The organism is Nocardioides sp. Soil805, from assembly GCF_001429625.1.
Classification (GTDB): Bacteria; Actinomycetota; Actinomycetes; order Propionibacteriales; family Nocardioidaceae; genus Nocardioides.
Window position 1 is genome coordinate 1,016,984 of record NZ_LMSU01000001.1, and the last position, 20,763, is coordinate 1,037,746.

23 protein-coding genes are annotated in these 20,763 nt (G+C 72.5%); 12 read left to right on the top strand and 11 right to left on the bottom strand.

The genetic code is table 11. The features are described 5' to 3' along the window. Positions 1–2 precede the first annotated feature (2 nt). Positions 3–446: a rhodanese-like domain-containing protein gene (locus ASG94_RS05090; protein WP_056925275.1), complete on the bottom strand. Its 444-nt coding sequence runs from the start codon at positions 444–446 to the stop codon at positions 3–5. Between the two features lie 52 nt (positions 447–498). On the opposite strand from ASG94_RS05090, the gene ASG94_RS05095 reads away from it, so the two are divergent. Next, on the top strand, positions 499–1,104 hold the full coding sequence (locus ASG94_RS05095; protein WP_056925276.1) for a class I SAM-dependent methyltransferase: 606 nt from the start codon (positions 499–501) through the stop codon (positions 1,102–1,104). Between the two features lie 102 nt (positions 1,105–1,206). Here the strand turns inward: ASG94_RS05095 and ASG94_RS05100 are convergent, their stop codons facing one another. Next, complete coding sequence (locus tag ASG94_RS05100) at positions 1,207–2,100, bottom strand: LysR substrate-binding domain-containing protein (RefSeq protein WP_056925277.1); 894 nt, start codon at positions 2,098–2,100, stop codon at positions 1,207–1,209. Between the two features lie 77 nt (positions 2,101–2,177). On the opposite strand from ASG94_RS05100, the gene ASG94_RS05105 reads away from it, so the two are divergent. From ASG94_RS05105 to ASG94_RS05120, 4 genes are read left to right on the top strand one after another with little or no spacing between them, the layout of a single operon-like run. Beyond that, positions 2,178–3,392: an acetyl-CoA C-acetyltransferase gene (locus tag ASG94_RS05105; protein WP_056925278.1), complete on the top strand. Its 1,215-nt coding sequence runs from the start codon at positions 2,178–2,180 to the stop codon at positions 3,390–3,392. Between the two features lie 52 nt (positions 3,393–3,444). Continuing rightward, complete coding sequence (gene pcaD / locus ASG94_RS05110) at positions 3,445–4,260, top strand: 3-oxoadipate enol-lactonase (RefSeq protein ID WP_056925279.1); 816 nt, start codon at positions 3,445–3,447, stop codon at positions 4,258–4,260. Beyond that, positions 4,257–5,033, top strand: coding sequence for a CoA transferase subunit A (locus ASG94_RS05115; protein WP_056925280.1), 777 nt, complete (start codon positions 4,257–4,259; stop codon positions 5,031–5,033). The genes pcaD and ASG94_RS05115 overlap by 4 nt, the downstream gene beginning before the upstream one ends. Then, on the top strand, positions 5,030–5,704 hold the full coding sequence (locus ASG94_RS05120; RefSeq protein WP_056925281.1) for a CoA transferase subunit B: 675 nt from the start codon (positions 5,030–5,032) through the stop codon (positions 5,702–5,704). Before ASG94_RS05115 ends, ASG94_RS05120 begins: the two co-directional genes overlap by 4 nt. 153 nt (positions 5,705–5,857) lie before the next feature. Here ASG94_RS05120 and ASG94_RS05125 read toward each other — a convergent pair whose 3' ends face one another. Both ASG94_RS05125 and ASG94_RS05130 read right to left on the bottom strand, forming a co-directional pair. Then, positions 5,858–6,916: a 2-keto-3-deoxygluconate permease gene (locus ASG94_RS05125; protein WP_082623936.1), complete on the bottom strand. Its 1,059-nt coding sequence runs from the start codon at positions 6,914–6,916 to the stop codon at positions 5,858–5,860. A gap of 102 nt (positions 6,917–7,018) precedes the next feature. After that, entirely contained in the window at positions 7,019–7,801 is a 783-nt protein-coding gene (locus ASG94_RS05130) for a 1,6-dihydroxycyclohexa-2,4-diene-1-carboxylate dehydrogenase (protein ID WP_056925282.1), read from the bottom strand. A 270-nt stretch (positions 7,802–8,071) separates the two neighbouring features. On the opposite strand from ASG94_RS05130, the gene ASG94_RS05135 reads away from it, so the two are divergent. From ASG94_RS05135 to catC, 4 genes are read left to right on the top strand one after another with little or no spacing between them, the layout of a single operon-like run. Beyond that, a complete protein-coding gene (locus ASG94_RS05135; RefSeq protein ID WP_056926302.1) occupies positions 8,072–8,995 on the top strand; it encodes a LysR substrate-binding domain-containing protein in 924 nt (307 codons plus the stop codon). Continuing rightward, positions 8,995–10,095, top strand: a complete 1,101-nt coding sequence (locus ASG94_RS05140; RefSeq protein ID WP_056925283.1) for a mandelate racemase/muconate lactonizing enzyme family protein — start codon at positions 8,995–8,997, stop codon at positions 10,093–10,095. The genes ASG94_RS05135 and ASG94_RS05140 overlap by 1 nt, the downstream gene beginning before the upstream one ends. A gap of 54 nt (positions 10,096–10,149) precedes the next feature. Further along, positions 10,150–11,019: a catechol 1,2-dioxygenase gene (catA, locus tag ASG94_RS05145; protein WP_056925284.1), complete on the top strand. Its 870-nt coding sequence runs from the start codon at positions 10,150–10,152 to the stop codon at positions 11,017–11,019. A 6-nt stretch (positions 11,020–11,025) separates the two neighbouring features. Beyond that, positions 11,026–11,307 (top strand): muconolactone Delta-isomerase, encoded by a 282-nt coding sequence (catC, locus tag ASG94_RS05150; protein WP_056925285.1) that lies wholly within the window; start codon positions 11,026–11,028, stop codon positions 11,305–11,307. 50 nt (positions 11,308–11,357) lie between these two features. Here catC and ASG94_RS05155 read toward each other — a convergent pair whose 3' ends face one another. Further along, complete coding sequence (locus tag ASG94_RS05155) at positions 11,358–11,651, bottom strand: hypothetical protein (RefSeq protein ID WP_056925286.1); 294 nt, start codon at positions 11,649–11,651, stop codon at positions 11,358–11,360. A gap of 60 nt (positions 11,652–11,711) precedes the next feature. Then, positions 11,712–12,569 (bottom strand): mycothiol conjugate amidase Mca, encoded by an 858-nt coding sequence (gene mca / locus ASG94_RS05160; protein ID WP_056926303.1) that lies wholly within the window; start codon positions 12,567–12,569, stop codon positions 11,712–11,714. A 143-nt stretch (positions 12,570–12,712) separates the two neighbouring features. Between mca and ASG94_RS05165 the strand changes: the two genes are divergently transcribed. Both ASG94_RS05165 and greA read left to right on the top strand, forming a co-directional pair. Beyond that, a complete protein-coding gene (locus tag ASG94_RS05165) occupies positions 12,713–13,117 on the top strand; it encodes a DUF4307 domain-containing protein (RefSeq protein ID WP_056925287.1) in 405 nt (134 codons plus the stop codon). Between the two features lie 241 nt (positions 13,118–13,358). Next, complete coding sequence (gene greA, locus ASG94_RS05170; RefSeq protein ID WP_056925288.1) at positions 13,359–13,856, top strand: transcription elongation factor GreA; 498 nt, start codon at positions 13,359–13,361, stop codon at positions 13,854–13,856. Positions 13,857–13,991: 135 nt separating this feature from the next. Here the strand turns inward: greA and ilvA are convergent, their stop codons facing one another. Genes ilvA through ASG94_RS05195 form a run of 5 tightly spaced genes read right to left on the bottom strand, consistent with a single transcriptional unit; the run spans position 13,992 to position 19,554 of the window. Beyond that, positions 13,992–15,212, bottom strand: a complete 1,221-nt coding sequence (ilvA, locus tag ASG94_RS05175) for a threonine ammonia-lyase (protein WP_082623938.1) — start codon at positions 15,210–15,212, stop codon at positions 13,992–13,994. Then, the gene (locus ASG94_RS05180) at positions 15,209–16,555 is read right to left on the bottom strand and encodes an AI-2E family transporter (RefSeq protein ID WP_162260786.1); all 1,347 of its coding nucleotides are present in this window, start codon (positions 16,553–16,555) and stop codon (positions 15,209–15,211) included. Before ASG94_RS05180 ends, ilvA begins: the two co-directional genes overlap by 4 nt. A 27-nt stretch (positions 16,556–16,582) precedes the next feature. Beyond that, positions 16,583–18,034, bottom strand: a complete 1,452-nt coding sequence (locus tag ASG94_RS05185) for a glutamate mutase L (RefSeq protein ID WP_056926305.1) — start codon at positions 18,032–18,034, stop codon at positions 16,583–16,585. Between the two features lie 11 nt (positions 18,035–18,045). Continuing rightward, positions 18,046–18,366: a YidH family protein gene (locus ASG94_RS05190; protein WP_056925289.1), complete on the bottom strand. Its 321-nt coding sequence runs from the start codon at positions 18,364–18,366 to the stop codon at positions 18,046–18,048. Positions 18,367–18,378: 12 nt separating this feature from the next. Then, entirely contained in the window at positions 18,379–19,554 is a 1,176-nt protein-coding gene (locus ASG94_RS05195; RefSeq protein WP_056925290.1) for a cystathionine gamma-synthase, read from the bottom strand. Between the two features lie 89 nt (positions 19,555–19,643). On the opposite strand from ASG94_RS05195, the gene ASG94_RS05200 reads away from it, so the two are divergent. Then, positions 19,644–20,723 carry a class I SAM-dependent methyltransferase gene (locus tag ASG94_RS05200; RefSeq protein ID WP_056925291.1) on the top strand — a complete coding sequence of 360 codons (1,080 nt, stop codon included), beginning with the start codon at positions 19,644–19,646 and terminating at the stop codon, positions 20,721–20,723. The last annotated feature ends 40 nt before the right edge of the window (positions 20,724–20,763 follow it).

The window sequence follows — 20,763 nt, forward strand, 5'->3', positions numbered from 1 at the left end:
GCTCAGTCGCCGGTGACGACCGGGCCGACGACGTCGGCGACGTCCTCGAAGCCGCCGGCGTTCTGGACGTCGGTGAAGCCCAGCTCGACCATCTTCTCGACCGCGATCCCGGCCCGGCGTCCCGTCTCGCAGTAGACGACGTAGACCTCGGTCGGGTCGAGGGCCGCGACTCCCGCCTCGAAGTCACCCGACTCGAGCGGGATCGACGTCGCTCCCTCGACGTGCCCGGCCGCGAACTCGTCGGGGTTGCGCACGTCGATCAGCATCGCGCCGTTCTGAACGAGGTCGGCGGCCTCCTCCGGCGCGACGACCCCGGCGTCGGCGTCCTCCGAGCGCTGGGAGGCCGACTCGGACGCACTCGCGGCCGGGGAGTCGGAGTCCGAGTCGGAGCCGCACCCCACCAGCGCGGCGAGCAGGGCCAGCACGGCCAGCAGGGAACGGGTCATCGCTCCACCATGACAGACATCCGACCTCGGTCACAGGGCTAGCGTGGCCCCCATGGATGCAGCCGACTGGGACGCGCGGTACGCCGACACCGAGCTGGTGTGGTCCCGGGGACCCAACGCGCTCGTCGAGGCCGAGTGCACCGACCTGTCCCCCGGTCGCGCGGTCGATCTGGCCTGCGGCGAGGGACGCAACGCGATCTGGCTGGCCTCCCGCGGCTGGGACGTGACGGCCGTCGACTTCTCGCAGGTCGCGCTGGACAAGGGGCGGCGGCTGGCCGGTGACCTGGCGGTCGACTGGGTCTGCGCCGACGCCACGCAGTGGCGGGGAGAGGCGTTCGACCTCGCCGTCGTCGCCTACTTCCAGGTGCCGGCCGACGCCCGTCGCGCGGCGGTGCGCCACCTCGTCGAGTCGCTGCGACCCGGCGGCACCCTGCTGTGGGTCGGCCACGACAGCACCAACCTCGCCGAGGGCACCGGCGGACCGCAGGACCCGCGCGTGCTGATGACCGCGGAGGACCTGCTCGAGGACCTGGCGGGGATCCCGGTGGCGGTCGAGCGCGCCGAGCGGGTCGCCCGGGTGGTCACCACGGAGGACGGCCACGGCGCCGAGGCCCGGCGGACGGCGTGGGACTGCGTCCTGCGGCTCCGCCGCACGTAGGCACCGCGGCTCCGCCGCACGTAGGCACCGCGGCTCCGCCGCACGTAGGCACCGCGGCTCCGCCGCACGTAGGCAGCACCGCGGCTCCGTCGTGCCTGATCGTCAGGCCGCGACCTGGGTGACCAGCACGTCCAGCGTCCTCGCGAGGGCGGGCGAGTCGTCGTCGCGGCGGGTCACCGCCAGCAGGTCCATCCGCGCCCTTCCGACGAGCGGCCGGTACGTCGCGCCGGCGACCCCGAGCTCGGCCACCGGCTCCGGGACGATCGCCACCCCCAGCCCGGCCGCCACGAAGGTCACCAGCGTCGAGGTCTCGGCCACCTCGTGGGTGATCGTCGGCTCGAAGCCGGCGCCGCGGCACAGCCCGGCCACGGCGTCGTACATCGCGGACCGGCCGCCGCCGGAGTGCACGACGAGGCCCTCACCCCACAGGTCGGCGACCCGCACCCGCCGGCGCTCGGCCAGCGGGTGGCCCTCCGGGAGGGCCACGACGTAGCGCTCCTGGCGCAGCACCCGCCACGTCAGGTCGGCGTACGCCTCGGGGTCGCCGAGCGGGCGCAGCAGCGCCAGGTCCACGGTCCCCTCCCGCAGGGCGGTGACCTGGTCGGGCGAGAGCATCTCGCCACGGAACGCGAAGTCGATCCCGGGCAGCTCCTCCCGCAGCGCCCGCGCCAGCGCCGGGAGCAGCGAGTACGTCGCGGAGCCGACGCAGCCGACCACCAACCGGCCCTCCAGCCCCGCGCCGATCCGCTGTGCCTCCTCCCCCGCGGCGTCGACCGCGGCGAGGACGGCCCGCACCCGGACGAGGTAGGCCTCGCCGGCCGGGGTCAGGTCGACGCGGCGGGTCGTCCGGCGCAGCAGCCGGACGCCGAGCTCGTCCTCGAGCTGGCGGATCTGCTGGGAGAGCGGCGGCTGGGCCATGTGCAGCCGGGTGGCGGCTCGGCCGAAGTGCCGCTCCTCGGCGACGGCCCGGAAGTAGCGCAGGTGGCGAAGCTCCATGGATCCAGACTCGCAGAGTCTGAGTCATCGCGAAATGGATACTTCCCGATACTGGTCACACCGCCTACCGTCGGGGCATGCCCGACATCGTGATCTGCGAGCCCGTCCGCACCCCCGTGGGGCGCTTCGGAGGCGCCTTCGCCTCCCTCAGCGCCGTCGACCTGGCGTCGACCACCTTCGCCGAGCTGGTGCGTCGTACCGGCCTGCAGGAGGGCGACGTAGACGACGTGGTCCTGGGCAACTGCTACCCCAGCGGGGAGAACCCGGCCATCGGCCGGATCGCCGCCCTCGACGCCGGGCTCGGCACCGGCGTCCCGGGCCTCCAGCTCGACCGCCGCTGCGGCTCCGGCCTGCAGGCCGTCCTGTACGCCGCGGGGCAGGTCGCGACCGGTGCCGCCACGGTCGTCGTGGCCGGCGGTGTCGAGTCGATGTCCACCGTCGAGCACTACGCCCTGGGCCTGCGCACGGGCGTCCGCAGCGGCGGCGTCGAGCTGATGGACCGGCTCGTGCGTGCCCGCGAGACCGCCGGAGGCAAGGACCACCCGGTCCCTGGGGGCATGCTCGAGACGGCGGAGAACCTGCGCCGCGAGTACGGCATCACCCGCGAGGAGCAGGACGAGCTCTCCGTGCGCTCCCAGCAGCGCGCCGGGGCCGCCCACGACGCGGGCCACTTCGCCGACGAGCTGGTGCCGGTCACCGTGCCGGGTCGCCGCGGCGCCCCCGACACCGTCGTCGACCGCGACGAGCACCCGCGGCCCGACACCACGCTCGAGCAGCTCGCGGCCCTGCGGCCGGTACGGATCGCGCTCGACGCGGAGTCGACCGTGACCGCCGGCAACGCCAGCGGGCAGAACGACGGCGCCGCCATGTGCGTCGTCACCACCCGCGAGGAGGCCGAGCGCCGTGGCCTGCGCCCCCTGCTCGCACTGAGGTCGTGGGCGGTGGCCGGGGTCGGTCCCGAGGTGATGGGCATCGGCCCGGTCCCCGCGACCGCGGCCGCCCTCGACCGGGCCGGCCTCACCCTGGACGAGATCGACGTCATCGAGCTCAACGAGGCCTTCGCCGCCCAGGTGCTGGCGGTCCTGCGCGAGTGGAAGGTCGACCCGACCGACGAGCGCCTCAACCCCCTCGGATCCGGCATCTCGCTCGGTCACCCCGTCGGCGCGACCGGCGCCCGCATCCTGGCCACGATGGCCCACGAGATGCAGCGCCGCGAGTCCCGCTACGGGCTGGAGACCATGTGCATCGGCGGCGGCCAGGGCCTCGCCGCGGTCTTCGAGCGGGTCGTCTGATGGCTCATCCCAGACCAATGCTGGCTTCGCTGCGCTTCGCCCGGGGCCTCCGATGAGTGCCGTCGCCGTCCACCACGTCGTCACGGGACCCGAGGACGCCCCGGTCGTCGTGCTCTCGAACTCGCTGGGCTCCACGATGTCCATGTGGGACGCCCAGGCCGACGATCTGGCCCGCCACTTCCGCGTCGTCCGCTACGACACCCGCGGCCACGGGGACTCCCCGGTGCCCCCGGGTCCGTACGACATCGACGACCTCGCCGACGACGTCGTCGGGCTGCTCGACACCCTCGGTGTGGAGCGGGCGCACGTGGTCGGTCTCTCGCTCGGCGGGATGACCGGCATGCGCCTGGCCGCTCGCAACCCCGAGCGGGTCGACCGGCTCGTCGTGCTGTGCACCGGCGCCCACCTGACCCCGTCGAGCGGCTGGCACGACCGCGCCGCCACAGTGCGCGAACAGGGAAGCGCGTCGGTCGCCGAGGCCGTCGTGGCCCGGTGGTTCACCGCGCCGTACCTCGAGGCCCACCCCGACGTCCGGGCCGCGAGCGAGGCCCTCGTCGCGGACACGCCCGCGGAGGGCTACGCGTCCTGCTGCGAGGTCATCGCCGCGATGGACCTGCGTGCCGACCTGGCAAAGATCACCGCCCCGACCCTGGCCATCGCTGGAGCCGACGACCCGGCCACCCCACCGCCGCACCTCGAGGCCATCGCCGAGGGCGTGCACGACGGACGACTGCTCGTCGTACCCGACTCGGCCCACCTGGCCAACGCCGAGCAGCCGGGGACGATCACCCCCGCGATCATCGAGCACCTCGCCCCGGGGACGGGGACGGGCACGGACACGGACACGGACAAGGAGCACGCACCATGAGCCTCGACAAGGTGGTCGCCAGCGCGGCCGACGCCGTCGTCGACATCCCGTCCGGTTCCAGCGTCGCAGTCGGCGGCTTCGGCCTGGCCGGCATCCCGACCTTCCTCATCGAGGCCCTCCTCGACCAGGGTGCCGACGACCTCACCGTGGTCTCCAACAACTGCGGCGTGGACGGTGCCGGCCTCGGCCTGCTGCTGGAGCAGCGACGGATCAGTCGCGTCATCGCGTCGTACGTCGGGGAGAACAAGGAATTCGGCCGCCAGTACCTTTCCGGCGAGCTGACCGTCGAGCTGACCCCGCAGGGCACGCTGGCCGAGCGGCTGCGGGCCGGGGGCTCCGGGATCGGCGCGTTCTTCACCCCGACCGGCGTCGGCACCCTCGTCGCCGAGGGTGGCCTGCCCTGGCGCTACGACACCGACGGCAAGGTCGTGCTCGAGTCGCCGCCCAAGGAGGTGCGCATCTTCCACGGCCGGGAGATGGTGCTCGAGGAGTCGATCGTCACTGACGTGGCCCTGGTGCGCGCCGCGGTCGTCGACCGCGCCGGCAACTGTGTCTTCCACGCCTCGACGCGCAACTTCAACCCCGCCGCCGCGATGTCCGGGAGGCTGACGATCGTCGAGGCCGAGCAGGTCGTCGAGATCGGCGAGATCGGGCCCGACGATGTCCATCTGCCCGGCGTCTTCGTGCAGCGGGTGGTCGCCCTGACCCCCGATCAAGCCGCGCGCAAGGACATCGAGAAGCGCACCACTCGAGAGAGGACGTCCCGGCCATGACTGAGCAGAGCGTCGACCAGCAGGTCGGCTGGACCCGCGACCAGATGGCGGCACGGGCCGCCCTCGAGCTGCATCCGGGCGAGTACGTCAACCTCGGCATCGGGCTGCCCACGCTGGTCCCCGGCCACCTGCCCGAGGGGTCGACGGTCACCCTGCACGCCGAGAACGGCATCCTCGGTGTCGGCCCGTTCCCCTACGACGAGGACGTCGACCCCGACCTCATCAATGCGGGCAAGCAGACGGTGACGGTGCTGCCCGGGGCGTCGTACTTCGACTCCTCCCTCAGCTTCGCCATGATCCGCGGCGGCCACGTCGACACCGCCGTCCTCGGCGGCATGCAGGTCGCGGCCAACGGCGACCTCGCCAACTGGATGGTGCCCGGCGCCATGGTGAAGGGCATGGGCGGCGCGATGGACCTCGTCAGCGGCGCCCGGCGCGTGATCGTGCTGATGGAGCACACCACCCGAGCCGGTGCGTCCAAGCTGGTCGCCTCCTGCGACCTCCCGCTCACCGGGCGCGGGGTCGTGTCGAGGGTCATCACCGACCTCGGCGTCCTCGACGTCACCGGCGAGGCCTTCACACTCGTGGAGCTCGCCCCCGGCATCACCGCCGAGCAGGTCGTCGAGCGCACTGGCGCACCGGTCCGGGTCCCGGCGTCGACGACCGGTTGAGGTCATCCGGCGAGGCATCCGGCCATCGCGACTGCCTCCTGGGTCGAGCGGGGGTGTCCCTCCGAGTGCTTGTGGAGGGACACCCCCGCTCGTGCGTCTTCCGGCCGTAGCCTCGGGCCGACCGCGGTGACCCGCGGTCGACCGAGGTCCGGATCAGGCGAGGACGGTGTCGTGCTCCGAGCCCGGCACCGGGTCCGTCGCCACGCTCGGGGTGGGCTCGTAGAGCGCCTCCTCGTTCTCGGGCGTGATGCCTCGGCGGCGCTGCCAGGCCGCGACGTAGGCGACGAGGAACGGTGCCGTGAAGGCCGTGGTGACCACCGCCGCAGCGACCTGGGCCGTAGCGATGGCCTGGACGCCCAACAGGCTGGGGTCGATGCTCGCGACGGCCACCGGGGTGGCGATGGCGTTGCCGGCCGTGCTGGCCTCGCTCACCCCGGCCACCAGGTTGCGAGTCGGGCGGGGGTGCCGACGAACGACGTGCCAGGCGTAGAGCGCGAGCACCGCAGCACCACCCGACAGCACGACCGTGGCGAGGCCGAGCAGGACGCCGACGAGGCCGGAGGTGGCGAGCACGGTGAAGTCGATGCCGGCACCCAGCGCGAAGGCGGCGAACGGGATGATCAGCTTCTCGCCCGGTGCGAGGAAGTCCCGCGCGATCGTGCTGGTGTTGCCGAGGACGAAGCCGAGGATCATGGGCAGAATCGCCGCGAGCAGCGCCATCATCGGGAAGTCGGCGAGGCCGGCGGCGCCCAGTGCCACCATCGTGAGAAACGGGCCGTCGTTGATGGACAGCATCGAGATGGCGCCCTTGTCGGTCTTGTTGCCGAACTGGCTGGTCAGCGCGACGTAGAGCGATCCGTTGGAGTTCGACATGGCGGCGATGACTGCCAGGGGCACCAGGCCCCAAAGGTTCCCGTCCGGGGTGAGGAAGGCGACGGCGAGTCCCGCAAGGACCGCGATGCCGTACTTGGCGATCAGCAGGACGAGGCCCTTCTCGACGGCCGGCAACGCTGCGCGCAACTGGATCTGGGCGCCGACGGAGAGGAAGAACAGGCCGATCAGCACCGGCGCTCCCTCCTTGAAGAGCGCCGTGGTGAAGCTGCCCACCATGAGCAGGTCCGGGGCGATCGTGTTGACCACGGCGCCGAGGAAGAGGGGAACGACCATCAGTGCGCCGGGGATGCGTCCGATGGCGCGCAGCAGTGTGTCCATGACATTTTCCTTCGGATGAGGGGACGCGCGACGTGCGCGGCCCGCGGGGGCGGTACGGGGAGTGGGAGGCCGGCGTTGCTCGGGCAGGCGACCGGGCAGTGATCAGCCCTGGTCGCCGCCGCCGACCGGGAGCACGGTGCCGGTGATGTAGGAAGCCTCGTCGGAGGCGAGGAAGAGGATCGGGGCCGCCTGCTCCTCCAACGTCCCGTAGCGACCGAGGTGGGTGCTGGCGACCGTCTGTGCGACGATCTCGTCGTACCAGCCATGGTCCCGGGGCCCGAGATCACCGGTGTTGCGCGGAACCTGACGCTGCGGCGCCTCGGTGCCGCCCGGCGCGGTGGCGACGACACGCACGCCCTTGGGCGCCGCCTCGAAGGCGAGCGAGGCAGTGAGCGCGTTGACGCCTCCCTTAGCGGCCGCGTAGGGCACGCGGTTGATGCTGCGCGTGGCGATCGAGGAGACGTTGACGATCGTGCCGCGACGGCGCTCGACCATGTGGGGCAGAACTGCGCGGCAGCACCACAGCGTGGGATACAGGGACCGTGAGATCTCCTGCTCGATGGCTGCCGCGTCGTAGTGCTCGAAGGGGCGGGTCCAGATCGTCCCGCCCACGTTGTTGATCCACACGTCGACCCGCCCGTACGCCGCGACCGCTGCACGGAGCAGGGACTGCGCTCCGTCGTAGGTCTCCAGGTCGCACTCGTGCGCCAGCGCCGTGCCTCCGCTCCCGACGATCCGCTCGGCGACGTCCTTCACGAGAGGCGACCGGTCGCCGAGCACCACTCGAGCGCCCTCAGCCGCAGCCCGTGCACCGACGGCGGCGCCGATGCCTTGCGCCGACCCGGTGACCACGACGACCTTGTCGTCGAACCTGCCCTGGAACATCTCCGAACCTCCTGGCCGTGCGAGGGGGGTGACGTCCGTCACCATCGAGACCGCAGGCTGACACGGCGCTTCATCACAAGGGAAAGACCAATTGCCGATGATTCAGCGGCTCGGACGTCTCAATCCGTCACCGCAGGCAGCCGACGCATTGATCGATTGCATTGATCAATGCGCGTCAGATCGGACCTTGTTCTCGATCAATAGCCCGGCTTACCGTGATGCGACCGAGCGTGACGCTCGCCACACGAGCTACAGGACAGGAGGGCGATGATGGAGCTGCGGCACCTTCGCTACTTCGCCGCCGTCGCCGAGACGCGCCACTTCGGTCGCGCGGCAGAGCAGCTGCACCTTGCCCAGCCGGCGCTCTCCCAGGCGATCCGCCAGATGGAGAAGGAGCTCGGGACGGCACTCTTCGTACGCACCACGCGCCACGTCAGCCTGACGCCGGCAGGCGAGTTCCTGCACGGCGAGGCCACCCGGGTGCTGGACGCGGTCGAGGACAGCGTGCGCGGCGTGCGCCGGATCGCGGAGGGCCAGCTCGGCCTGGTGCGCATCGGCTTCACCGGCACCGCGGCGTTCACACAGCTCCCCCGCATCGCCCGAGCCGTCAAGCGCGACCTTCCGGGCATCGCGCTGGAGATCCACGCCGACCTGCTGACCCCCACCCAGACGACCCGACTCCTCGACGGCAGCCTCGACATCGGGGTGCTGCGCCCGCCCACCTCGGACGGCGAGGACCTCACCCTGCGGACCATCGAGGTCGAGACGCTCATCCTCGCCGCACCTGCCGATCACGTGCTGGCGAGCCAGGAGGTCGTGTCGATGGCTGACCTCCGCCATGAGGACTTCATCCTCTTCTCCGACTCCCACTCTGCGGTCAACGACGCGGTGGTGCGCAGCTGCTCCGAGGCCGGATTCGCACCCCGCAAGGAGCACGGCGCTCCTGGCACGGCCGCGCTGCTGGCCCTGGTCGCGGCCGGCCTCGGGGTCGCGCTCGTGCCCTCGTCCGTGCGTGCGGCGCCCTTGGCAGGCGTCGCCTTCCGCGACGTCGTGGGCAGCGCCACCGTCGAGCTCGCCTGCGCCTGGCGCGCGGATGCCGACTCCGCCGTCATACGCGCAGTCCTCGGCTGCTTGGGATCAGCAGGCATCTTCGCCGACGCGTCCGCCACCGATCAGCCCGAAGAGGCCCACTGATGAAGATCACCCGCGTGGAGGCCATCCCCTTCGCCATCCCCTACGCCAAGCCACTCAAGTTCGCCAGCGGGGAGGTGCACGTCGCCGAGCACGTCCTGCTGCGCGTCACCACCAACGAGGGCGTCGTGGGGGTCGCGGAGGCGCCCCCGCGCCCCTTCACCTATGGCGAGACGCAGGCTGGCATCGTCGCCGTGGTCGACGGCATCTTCGCGCCCCAGGTCACCGGGCTCGACCTGATGGACCGCGAGCAGATCCATGCCCGTCTCTCCCGCACGATCGGCAACCCCACTGCCAAGTCGGCCCTGGACATGGCGATCTGGGACGCACTGGGCCAGTCGCTCGGCTACAGCGTCACCGACCTGCTCGGCGGCTACACCGACCGCATGCGGGTCAGCCACATGCTCGGCTTCGACGATCCGGCCGCCATGGTCGCCGAGGCGGAGCGGATGCGCGACACCTACGGCATCACCACCTTCAAGGTGAAGGTCGGCCGCCGACCGCACACCCTCGACACCGCCGTTGTTCGCGCCCTGCGCGAGGGCCTGGGCGACGGGGTCGAGCTGTACGTCGACGCCAACCGCGGCTGGTCGGCCTCCGAGTCCGCCCGGGCGATGCGGGAGATGGCCGACCTCGGACTCACCTTCGCCGAGGAGCTCTGCCCGGCCGACGACGTGGTCGGCCGACGCTGGCTCGTCCAGCAGCTCGACGTGCCCTTCATCGCCGACGAGTCGGTCGCCACTCCGGCCGAGGTGACCCGGGAGATCCTCGGCGGATCGGCGAACGCCGCCAGCATCAAGACCGCGCGCACCGGCTTCACGACGAGCCGGCGCGTGCACCACCTGGCCGAGGGCCTGGGCATCGAGGTCGTCATGGGCAACCAGATCGACGGGCAGCTCGGGTCGCTGTGCTCGCTCGCGTTCGGCGCTGCCTTCGAGCTGACCTCGCGTCGCGCCGGCGAGCTCTCCAACTTCCTCGACATGAGCGACGACCTGCTCGCCGAGCCCCTCGAGATCCACGGCGGCGAGCTCGTCGTCCGGCCCGGTCCCGGCCTCGGTGCCGTCCTCGACCCGGACAAGCTCGCGCACTACCGCCAGGACTGACCCACCAACCACCCGTGCAGCACCCGCACACCACCCCACCAAAGGAGCACCGCCATGAGCAGCACCACGCACGAGACCGACGCCGCCTCGGCAGCCGCATCCGGCGCCAGCGCCACCGAGCGCTTCCACGCCGACAAGTCTCCGTACGACGCTGTCAAGGACGTCCCGGCCGAGCGCGTCGACACGCTGGCCCGCGAGGTCCTCGACGCCGTCCACGCGACCGTTCGCAAGCACAAGGTGACCTACGACGAGTTCAATGCCCTCAAGGCGTGGATGATCGACGTGGGCCAGGACGGCGAGTGGCCGCTGTTCCTCGACGTGTGGCTCGAGCACGTCGTCGAGGAGGTCAACACCGAGCACCGCGAGGGCAACAAGGGCTCGATCGAGGGCCCCTACTACGTGCCGAACGCCCCCGAGCAGGGCGCCCGCGGCACCATCCCCATGCGCGAGGGCGAGGGAGGCACCCCGCTCACGTGGACCGGCCGGGTCACCTCCACCGACGGCTCGACCCTGGGCGGAGCCAGGGTCGAGCTGTGGCACGCCGACTCCGACGGCTTCTACTCCCAGTTCGCGCCCGGCATCCCGGAGTGGAACCTGCGCGGCACCTTCACCACCGCGCAGGACGGGTCCTTCGAGATCCACACGGTGCAGCCCGCGCCCTACCAGATCCCCACCGACGGCTCGTGCGGAAGGCTGATCGCCGCCGCCGGGTGGCACGCCTGGCGTCCCGCGCACCTGCACGTCAAGGTGTCCGCACCCGGCCACGAGCTGCTCACCGCACAGCTCTACTTCCCCGGCGACGAGCACAACGACGATGACATCGCCTCAGCGGTGAAGCCCGAGCTGGTCCTCGACCCGCAAGCGCAGCCCGACGGCTCCGCCATCGTGGAGTACGCCTTCGTGCTCGACCGCGCCAAGGCCTGAGCGGGCGTGCTCTACCACGTGCGGATGGACGTCCGGATCCCGCTCGACATGGACCCTGGGGTCAAGGCTGACCTCGTGGCCCGCGAGAAGGCCTACGCCCAGGACGTCCAGCACTCGGGGCGCTGGCCCCACCTGTGGCGGGTCGTGGGCGAGTACGCCAACGTGTCGATCTTCGACGTCGAGTCCAACGACGCCCTGCACGACCTGCTGACCGGGCTGCCGCTGTTCCCCTACATGGACATCGCGGTGACCCCGCTGGCCGCGCACCCGAGCGACATCAACGCCTGACTCGGCGACACCGGTCGACGCAGCGCCGCCGGCCGCGCCGGGTCAGCGCCTCAGGACCGGTGGTCGGCGCCGTCGTCGGGGCGCGGGGTGCGCTCGTCGCGCTCGGCGGCCGCCTCGGCCTCGGCACGCGCCCGGGCCTCCGCGGCCCGGTCGACCGGCTCGTCGCCGTACAGGCCGGCGTCCTTGGCAGCCTGGGCCTTGCGCAGCTGCTTGACCAGGCTGAAGCCGAGCACGGCGACCGCGACCGCCAGCAGCAGGAAGATGATCAGCGCCGTCCAGCCGGCCTTCACGTCCTCCGGCTCGGGGGTCTTGTCGGTCAGGGTGATCAGCAGCAGATCGAGCATGTCCCCAGTATCCGTCAGGTCCCTGACGGCAGTGTCATCAGGGCCGCGACGGCGGGGTCGTCAGGGGCGCACGTCCGGGGTGATCCCGGCGAACAGGTCGTCCTCCGGGGTCGCTGAGTCGACGTGGCTCACCACGAGCTCGTAGTCCTCGGTGGGCCACGTGTGCTGCTGGATCTCGCGCGGGATGGCGAACCAGAAGCCGTCCGGGTCGATCTGGGTGGCGTGCGCCAGCAGGGCCTGGTCGCGCACCCCGAAGTACTCCCCGCACGGCACGCGGGTCGTGATCCGGTTGTCCCAGTCGTGGTCGCGCTCCCAGGTGGCCAGGCGCTCGGTGTACGGCGACTCCAGGTCGTGGGCGAGCATCGCCTCGTGCAGGGCGTTGATCTTCGCCCAGCTCCAGCCGTGGTGGTAGTAGAGCTTGGAGGGCTGCCACGGCTCCCCCGCGTCGGGGTAGCGCTCGGGGTCGCCGGCCGCCTCGAAGGCCGCGACGCTCACCAGGTGGCACTGGATGTGGTCGGGGTGCGGGTAGCCGCCGTTCTCGTCGTACGTCGTGACGACGTGCGGGCGGAACGAGCGGATCAGGCGCACCAGCCGCTCGGCGGCCTCCTCGACGGGCACCAGCGCGAAGCAGCCCTCGGGCAGCGGCGGCTTGGGGTCGCCCTCGGGCCAGCCCGAGTCGACGAAGCCCAGCCAGTCCTGGCGGATCCCCAGGATGTCGCGGGCCCGCTCCATCTCCTGCCGACGCACCTCGGTGATGTTCTCCAGGATGTCGGGCCGCTCCATCTTGGGGTTGAGGATCGAGCCCCGCTCGCCCCCGGTGCAGGTCGCCACGTGGACGTCGACGCCCTCCGCGACGTACTTCGCCGTCGACGCGGCGCCCTTGCTCGACTCGTCGTCGGGGTGGGCGTGCACGTGCATGAGACGCAGCCCGGCGCGCGGGCCACGGCCGGCCGCGGGCGCGACCTCGGACCTGAGGTCGGGGGCCCCGTCGAAGGTGCTGCGGGCGGTGCTGGTGGAGGTCTCCTGCGACATGGTTGGAGCCTAGTTCCTAGGCTGGGGGCGTGAACGCACCACCGCCGACCACCGACCTCGCCGAACGGTACGGCGCGCCCGCGCCCTGGCGGCGTACCGCGCTGGTCACGGGGATCGCCGTGCTGGCCGTCGTGTTCGTCGGCTGGGTGGCCTGGGCGGCGTGGTCGCACGGCACCCCGACGGTCGAGTCCGAGCTCGCCGCCTACGACGTGACCGGCGAGCACGCGGCCACCGCCGTCGTCGAGGTGTCGGTGGACGACGACGCGGACGCCAGCTGCCGGGTGCGGGCACTCGCCGAGGACCACAGCATCGTCGGGGAGCTCGCGTTCACCCCCACCGACGGCCGCAACGACGTCGAGGTGCGCACCGAGCGACGGGCCACCAGCGTCGAGCTGATCGGCTGCACGACGCCCGACCAGCAGCGCCCCCGCTGACCCCTCACCTTCCCCCGGGGTGTGCGCTCGACCTGCACGGGCCCGCATCAGTTGCTACTGTGGTCTGACTGCTCTACCGGCAGCGCCGGCCCGTCGTCGGCCGCGAGCGCCCGGGACGACCGCAGACCATCACCACCGCCACCCACGTCGGGTGCGGATCGTCGCACCCACCACTGTTCTTCAGGCCGACACCGCAGAGATCGACACCGAAGGCAGATCGACACCGTAGGAGTACACCGACATGACCCAGGACGCCGGCACCATCTGGCTCACGCAGGACGCCTTCGACAAGCTCCAGGCCGAGCTCGAGGACCTCAAGGGTCCCCGCCGCCAGGAGATCATCGAGAAGATCTCGGCCGCTCGCGACGAGGGCGACCTCAAGGAGAACAGCGGCTACCACGCCGCCAAGGACGAGCAGGGCAAGCAGGAGGCCCGCATCCGCCAGCTCGAGGACATGCTGCGTCGCGCCGAGGTCGGCGAGACGCCGCCCAACGACGGCATCGTCGAGCCCGGCATGGTCGTCACCGTCCGCCTGACCGACTTCGACGAGGAGGAGAAGTTCCTCCTCGGCGCCCGCGAGAACCTCGCGGAGGGCGACAAGCTGGACGTCTACTCCCCGCAGTCCGCGATGGGTGCCGCGATCAACGGCAAGTCCAAGGGCGAGAGCGTCACCTACGAGGCCCCCAACGGCAAGGCCGTCACGGTCGAGATCCTCGACGCGGAGCCCTACCGCTCCTGACCGCCACGACGGGCCGCCCGCGCGCGCCCGTCGTACCCCCAGCAGTGACCAGCCACGAGGCCGGTCGGGCCCGGCCCGACCGGCCTCGTGCCGTCTCCGGCGGACGCGCTGCAGCGGGACGCCCGGGCAGGGCCGTCAGGCCTGCACGCGGTAGCCGTGCTCGCGCAGCCGCGCCATCACCAGGCCGGCGTGCTCGGCGCCGCGCGTCTCGAGCTGGATCCGCACCTCGACCTCGTTGAGCGTCAGCGACGGCGAGATGCGCTCGTGGGCGACCTCGAGCACGTTGGCACCGGCCTCGCCCACCTCGTGCAGCAGGCCGGCCAGCCCACCCGGCAGGTCCGGGATGTTGACGCGCAGGTAGAGGTAGCGACCGGCCGCGGCCAGGCCGTGGCGGATCACCTTGCTGAGCAGCAGCGGGTCGATGTTGCCGCCCGAGAGCACCGCCACCGCGGGGGTCTCGAAGGCCGTCGGGTCGTCGAGCAGCGCCGCCACGGCCGCGGCCCCGGCGGGCTCGACGACCATCTTGGCCCGCTCGACCAGGGCGAGCAGGGCGCGCGAGAGCGACTCCTCCGAGACGGTGACGATGTCGTCGCAGTGCTCCTGCACCGCGGCGAAGGTGATGTCCCCGGGCCGCCCGACGGCGATCCCGTCGGCCATCGTCGTCATCGAGGTGAGCGGCACCGGGCTGCCCGCGCGCAGCGAGCCCGGGAAGGCGGCCGCACCCTCGGCCTGGACCCCGACGACGCGTACGTCGGGGCGCGCGGCCTTGATGGCGATGGCCATGCCGGCGAGCAGTCCCCCGCCGCCCGTCGGCACCAGCACGGTGCGGACGTCGGGCTGCTGCTCGAGCACCTCCAAGCCGGTGGTCCCCTGCCCGGCCACGATGTCGCGGTGGTCGAAGGGGTGGATCAGCACCGCGCCGGTCTCCTCGGCGAAGCGACGCGCCTCGGCGAGCGCGTCCTCGAGGTAGCGGCCGTGGAAGCGCACGTCCGCGCCGTACCCCCGGGTCGCCTTCTCCTTGGGGATCGGCGCGCCCTCGGGCATGAACACGGTGGACGCGATCCCGAGCGTGGTCGCGGCCAGGGCGACGCCCTGCGCGTGGTTGCCGGCGCTGGCGGCCACCACCCCGTGCGCGCGCTCCTCCTCAGAGAGCCGGGAGATGCGCACGTAGGCGCCGCGGATCTTGAAGGAGCCGGTGCGCTGGAGGTTCTCGCACTTCAGGCTGACCGGGCCGCCCGCCAGGGCGGAGAGCCAGCGCGACTCCTCCATCGGCGTGCGCACGGCGATGTCCGCGAGCACCTCGCGGGCCTCCTCGATGTCGGCCAACGTCACGGGCCTCGTCTGCTGGTCGGTCACTGCTTCGCCTCACTCTCGTCCTGCTCGCGCTCGAGCCCCTCCTCGACCTCGTCCTCCTCGTCGTCGGTGGTCACCGGCGACTCGAAGTCCTCCCGTCCGGGAGCCCGGGCGAGGTGGTTGACGACGGCGTTGCCGGCGGCGGCGAGGGGTACGGCGACCAGCGCGCCCGCGATGCCCGCCACGAGCACGCCGCAGCCGATGGCCACGATGACCCCGAGCGGGTGCAGGGAGACGAAGCGGCCCATCAGGAAGGGCTGGAGGATGTGGCCCTCGATCTGCTGCACCAGGATCACCCCGCCCAGCATCAGCAGGGCGGTGATCGGGCCCTGGTCGACGAGGGCGACCAGGATGGCCACCAGTCCCGCGACGGTGGCGCCGACCATGGGGATGAACGCCCCGAGGAAGACCAGCACCCCGATGGCCAGCACGAACGGCACGCCCAGGACCGCGGCGACGACCATCACGCCGAACGCGTCGGCGAGCGCGACGAGCACGGTGGCCCGGACGAACTGGGTCAGCGAGATCCACGCGACGCGGCCCGAGCCGTCGACGTGCTCGCGGGCGGCGCGCGGCGCGAGGTGGACCAGCCAGGTCCAGATGCGGCTGCCGTCGGCGAGGAAGAAGTAGGTGGCGAACAGGATGATGAAGAAGCCCGCGACCACGTGTCCGACCACGGTGCCGACCTCGGTGACCCGGGTGACGGCGCCGCCCTCGCGGGACTGCTCGGTGATGGTGCGCTGCGTCGACTCGATCCACCCGTCGAGCTGGCTGTCGCTCAGGTTGAGCGGGCCCGTCAGCAGCCACTCGCGCACCTGGTCGAGCCCCTCGACCACCGAGTCGGCGAGGTCCTGGGCGCCCGAGGCGACCTGCTGGCCGACGTACGTCAGGAGCAGGCCGACCACGGCGATGCCGAGGATCATCACCACACCGGTCGCCAGCGGTCGCGGCAGGCCGATCGACTGGAGGCGGGAGACCACCGGCCCCACGAGGGCGGCGATGAGCAGCGCCACCGCCAGGGGCAGCGTGATCACGGCGAAGAAGGCCAGCACCCACGCGATGCCCAGCACCGCGGCCGCGATGATGACGAGCCGCCACGACCAGGCCGCGGCGAGGTCGAGGCCCCACGGCACCTGGGCGCGGCTGAAGTTGCTGCTGCCGGCCGTGATGGCGACCGGCTCGGGGCGACGCTCGGCCCGCAGCTGCGACCACTGCTGGACGAGCTGGGAGGTGAGCCGCTGCCGCGAGTCCTCCTCGCCGCCGTCCGGGGCGCCGTGGTCGGAGCCTCCCGTGTCGGTCCCGCTGCTGCCGCCGTGCCCGGCCCTGCCCACGTCCTCCGGGCTCACCGGATCGTCTCCCTCACGCAGGTGAGGCTACCCATCGGCTCCGGCCGCCAGACGCTGCACCAGCCGATGCGCCGCCACGGGGTGCCGGGCGACCAGCAGGCCGGCCGCCGCCAGCACGTAGTCGCGGTCCACCACGATCCGCGGCGCCCGCGGGAGCTGCCAGCCGCCCTCCACGTGCTCGCCCGTGCTGGGCGCGAGCACGCGGCGTACGACGCCGTCGGCGCCGTGCCGCAGCACGCCTCCCGAGCCGACCAGCAGGTCGACCTCGCGCAGGTCCTTGCCGGTCCGCTCGACCACCCGTCCCTCCGGGCTGACGACCACGCGGCTGCGCCCGGCGTGCCGCTTGAGGGCGAGGTCGACGGCGGCGCGGGCAATGGCCTCGTCGACCTCGCGCTCCTCGTCCTCGTGCTCGGGGTCGTCGGCGGGCAGGAAGCCGGGGTGGGTACGGCGTCGCGCGGCCGCGTCGGCGAGGTCGGCCAGGCCGGCCTCCTCGACGGTGCTCACCGCGGACCAGCGCATCCCGAGGTCGCCCTCGACCGTGCGGGTGACCGGGGTCAGCGCGACGACGTCGCGCGACAGGCCGGCGTCCTCCGGGTCGAGCTCGACGACGGTGTGCACGTCGGTGGTGGCGCCGCCGATGTCGACGACCACGACGTCCCCGGCCCCCGGGTCCTCCGGACCGAGCCCGCGGGCCAGCAGCTCGACGCCGGTGAGCACGACGTCGGGCGTGGCCCCGCGGACCATCGCGGTGAAGACGTGGCCGTCGGCGGAGGTGTGCGCACTGAGGTGCTTGCCGCCGATCACGTGCGACAGGAACATCTCGCGGATCGCGGCGCGGGCGCTGTCGGGGGCGAGGACGCCGATGCGCGGCACGACGTTGTCGGCGAGCACGACGGGCAGCCCGGCGAGGACCGCGGCCACCTCCGTCTGCGCATCGACGTTGCCGGCGACCACGACCGGACCCCGCCAGCCACCGTCCACGATCCCCCGGGCGGCGGCGAGCAGCGGCTCGGCGTTGCCGCCGTCGGTGCCACCGGTCAGCAGCACGACGTCGGGGTCGTCGAGGTCGGCGAGGTCGTCCTCGCGGCTGACGGCTCGCACGGCGACCACCTTGCCGCCGCTGGACAGCGCGACACGACGGCCCGCCTCCGCGGTGACGAGCTCCTCGTTGCCGACGACGGCGATGCGCAGCCCGCCGCCGGCGCTGGAGCAGGCCAGCACATCGGCATCGGCCGCGCGGGCGTCCTGGGCGACCAGCGTGGCCAGGCACGCGTCGTACCCGTCGAGGACGTCGCCGACGACCCGGCCGTCCGGGAGGGTGGCCGGCAGCGTCGTCGGGTGGCTCGCGGCCGCGACGATGGTGCCGCGCTCGAGGTCGACGAGCGCGGCCTTGGTGAACGTGGACCCGAAGTCGACGCAGACGACGGTGCTGGCTTCGACGGTGCTCGTGGCGGCGGTGCTCGTGGCGGCGGTGCTCATGTCGGCGGTGCTCACGAGACCAGCACGCTCACTGCGGCCGCCACGGCGGCGACGAGCACGGCCGCGGTCATCACCGTCACCGTGATCGTGCTGGTCGGCATGGTGTCACCGCGGCGGATCGCCCGGTCGGCCCCCCGGAAGTGCGCATAGCCGATGCACCCCGCCAGCGCGCCCGCCACGAGGAGCACCAGCGTCAGCACCGTGGTCGCCGCCGACTCCTCGAGCAGGCGGAAGACCGCCACCCCGGCCGCGACGAGCCCGATCGCGGTGCGCACCCAGGCCAGGAAGGTCCGCTCGTTGGCGAGCGTGAAACGGATGTCGGGGTCGGCCACGGGGTTCGTCCTTCAGCTCGTGCTGGTGCCGAGCGCGCGGTCGAGGTCGGCGAGCAGGTCGTCGGCGGTCTCGATCCCGACGCTGAGGCGGACGAGGTCGGCGGGGACCTCGAGGTCGGTGCCGGCGACGCTCGCGTGCGTCATCCGCCCCGGGTGCTCGATGAGCGACTCGACGCCGCCGAGCGACTCACCCAGGGTGAAGACCTCCGTGGACTCGCAGACGCGCAGCGCCTGGTCGATGCCGCCCTTTACCCGGAAGGACACCATCCCGCCGAAACGCTTCATCTGCTTTGCGGCGATTGTGTGGCCCGGGTGGGACTCGAGGCCGGGGTAGATGACCTCGCTGACCGCGGCGTGCGAGGTGAGGAAGTCGACGACCTTCTCGGCGTTGTCGCAGTGCCGGTCCATCCGCACGCCGAGGGTCTTGAGCCCGCGGTGGGTGAGGAAGCAGTCGAAGGGGCCGGCCACGGCGCCCATGGCGTTCTGGTGGAACGTGATGGCGTCGGCCAGCTCGTGGTCGCGCACGACCATCGCGCCGCCGACGACGTCGCTGTGCCCCCCGACGTACTTGGTCGTGGAGTGGACGACCACGTCGGCACCGAGCGTGAGCGGCTGCTGGAGGTACGGCGAGGCGAAGGTGTTGTCGACGACGAGCAGCGCCCCCGCGTCGTGGGCGACCGCGGCCAGGGCCTCGATGTCGCCGATGTTGAGCATCGGGTTGGTGGGGGTCTCCACCCACACCAGCCTGGTGCGACCGGGCTGGATCGCGGCGCGGACGGCGTCGACGTCGCTGACCGCCGCGGGGCTGTGGTCGAGGCCCCAGACCTTCTCGACCTTGTCGAAGAGCCGGAAGGTGCCGCCGTACGCGTCGTCGGGGATCACCGCGTGGTCGCCGGGGCGGGTGAGCGCCCGGACGAGGGTGTCCTCCGCGGCCAACCCGCTGGCGAAGGCGAAGCCCCGCTCGCCCATCTCCACGGCAGCCAGCGCACCCTCGAGCGCGGTGCGCGTGGGGTTGGCCGAGCGGCTGTACTCGTAGCCGCCGCGCAGCCCGCCGACGCCGTCCTGCTTGTAGGTGCTGGTGGCGTAGATGGGCGGGATCACCGCGCCGGTCATCTCGTCCGGCTCGTAGCCCGCGTGGATCGCCCGCGTCTCGAAGCCGGCCTTGCTCACGTGTTCGGAGGAAGTCACGGTTCGGAGCCTAGACCCGAGGCTCGGCGAGCCCGGAACTCGTCGCGCCGAGCCCTTTCCCCGAGCGCGGGACGGCGGGACCATCGAGGATGAGCACCTCCACCGACACCCCCGACGAAATCTCCACCGACGCCGCCGCGGAGCGGGTCTTCGGCGCCGTCCTCGGCGCCGTCGACCTGCTCTCGATCTACCTCGGTGACCGGCTCGGCTACTACCGCAGCCTGGCCGACGAGGGCCCCGCCACCGCCGTCGACCTCGCGGCGCGCACCGGCACGGATCCGCGCTACACCCGCGAGTGGCTGGAGCAGCAGGCCGTCACGTCGCTCCTCGCCGTCGACCAGGCCCCCGATCCCGTCTTCAGGTTGCCGGACGGGATGCGCGAGGTGCTCACCGATGCCTCGAGCCTCTCCTACCTCGCCCCGGTCGCGCGCCTGATGGGTGCCGTCGGCCCGGTGCTCCCGGACCTGCTGGACGCCTACCACCGCGGCAGCGGGGTGAGCTGGGACGACCTCGGCGACGACGCCCGGATGGGGCAGGCGGACGCCAACCGCCCCTGGTACGAGCGCCGCCTCGCCGAGGCGCTGGCGTCCGTCCCCGACCTCCACGACCGGCTCTCCGCCCCCGGCGCGCGGTTCCTCGACGTCGGGTGCGGGGCCGGGTGGTCGACGATCTCGCTCGCGCGTGCCTACCCCGGCGCCACGTTCACCGGCATCGACATCGACGCCCCGTCGGTGGCGATGGCGCAGGACAACGCGCGGGCCGCGGGCGTCGACGACCGCACCACGTTCACCCACGCGGACGCCGGCGCCCTGGAGGGCGACGGGTACGAGGCGGCCTTCGCGTTCGAGTGCGTCCACGACATGCCCCGTCCCGTCGAGGTGCTGTCCGCGGTCCACCGGGCGCTCGCGCCGGGCGCACCGCTGGTGGTGATGGACGAGGCGGTCGCGGACGCGTTCGCGCCCGACGGCGACGAGCTCGAGCGGATGATGTACGGCTTCAGCCTCTTCGTCTGCCTGCCCGACGGGCTCTCCTCGCCGCCGAGCGTCGGCACCGGGACCGTCATGCGACCCTCGACCCTGGCGCAGTACGGGCGCGACGCGGGCTTCTCCAGCTGCGAGACGCTGCCGATCGAGGACTTCGGGTTCTGGCGGTTCTACCTGCTGCAGTGACGCATGAGGCGTCCGTCCCCGGCGCCCTTGTCCGCCCGGG

Excerpts from the sequence above, each read along its gene's own strand:
- pcaD (WP_056925279.1), top strand. The coding sequence starts at position 3,445 with ATGAGTGCCGTCGCCGTCCACCACGTCGTCACGGGACCCGAGGACGCC.
- ASG94_RS05105 (WP_056925278.1), top strand. The coding sequence starts at position 2,178 with ATGCCCGACATCGTGATCTGCGAGCCCGTCCGCACCCCCGTGGGGCGC.
- ASG94_RS05140 (WP_056925283.1), top strand. The coding sequence starts at position 8,995 with ATGAAGATCACCCGCGTGGAGGCCATCCCCTTCGCCATCCCCTACGCC.
- ASG94_RS05095 (WP_056925276.1), top strand. The coding sequence starts at position 499 with ATGGATGCAGCCGACTGGGACGCGCGGTACGCCGACACCGAGCTGGTG.
- ASG94_RS05120 (WP_056925281.1), top strand. The coding sequence starts at position 5,030 with ATGACTGAGCAGAGCGTCGACCAGCAGGTCGGCTGGACCCGCGACCAG.
- mca (WP_056926303.1), bottom strand. The coding sequence starts at position 12,569 with ATGCACGTGCACGCCCACCCCGACGACGAGTCGAGCAAGGGCGCCGCG.
- ASG94_RS05115 (WP_056925280.1), top strand. The coding sequence starts at position 4,257 with ATGAGCCTCGACAAGGTGGTCGCCAGCGCGGCCGACGCCGTCGTCGAC.
- ASG94_RS05100 (WP_056925277.1), bottom strand. The coding sequence starts at position 2,100 with ATGGAGCTTCGCCACCTGCGCTACTTCCGGGCCGTCGCCGAGGAGCGG.
- ASG94_RS05135 (WP_056926302.1), top strand. The coding sequence starts at position 8,072 with ATGGAGCTGCGGCACCTTCGCTACTTCGCCGCCGTCGCCGAGACGCGC.
- ASG94_RS05155 (WP_056925286.1), bottom strand. The coding sequence starts at position 11,651 with ATGCTCGATCTGCTGCTGATCACCCTGACCGACAAGACCCCCGAGCCG.
- ASG94_RS05130 (WP_056925282.1), bottom strand. The coding sequence starts at position 7,801 with ATGTTCCAGGGCAGGTTCGACGACAAGGTCGTCGTGGTCACCGGGTCG.
- ASG94_RS05185 (WP_056926305.1), bottom strand. The coding sequence starts at position 18,034 with ATGAGCACCGCCGCCACGAGCACCGCCGCCACGAGCACCGTCGAAGCC.
- ASG94_RS05125 (WP_082623936.1), bottom strand. The coding sequence starts at position 6,916 with ATGGACACACTGCTGCGCGCCATCGGACGCATCCCCGGCGCACTGATG.
- catA (WP_056925284.1), top strand. The coding sequence starts at position 10,150 with ATGAGCAGCACCACGCACGAGACCGACGCCGCCTCGGCAGCCGCATCC.
- ASG94_RS05200 (WP_056925291.1), top strand. The coding sequence starts at position 19,644 with ATGAGCACCTCCACCGACACCCCCGACGAAATCTCCACCGACGCCGCC.
- ASG94_RS05090 (WP_056925275.1), bottom strand. The coding sequence starts at position 446 with ATGACCCGTTCCCTGCTGGCCGTGCTGGCCCTGCTCGCCGCGCTGGTG.
- greA (WP_056925288.1), top strand. The coding sequence starts at position 13,359 with ATGACCCAGGACGCCGGCACCATCTGGCTCACGCAGGACGCCTTCGAC.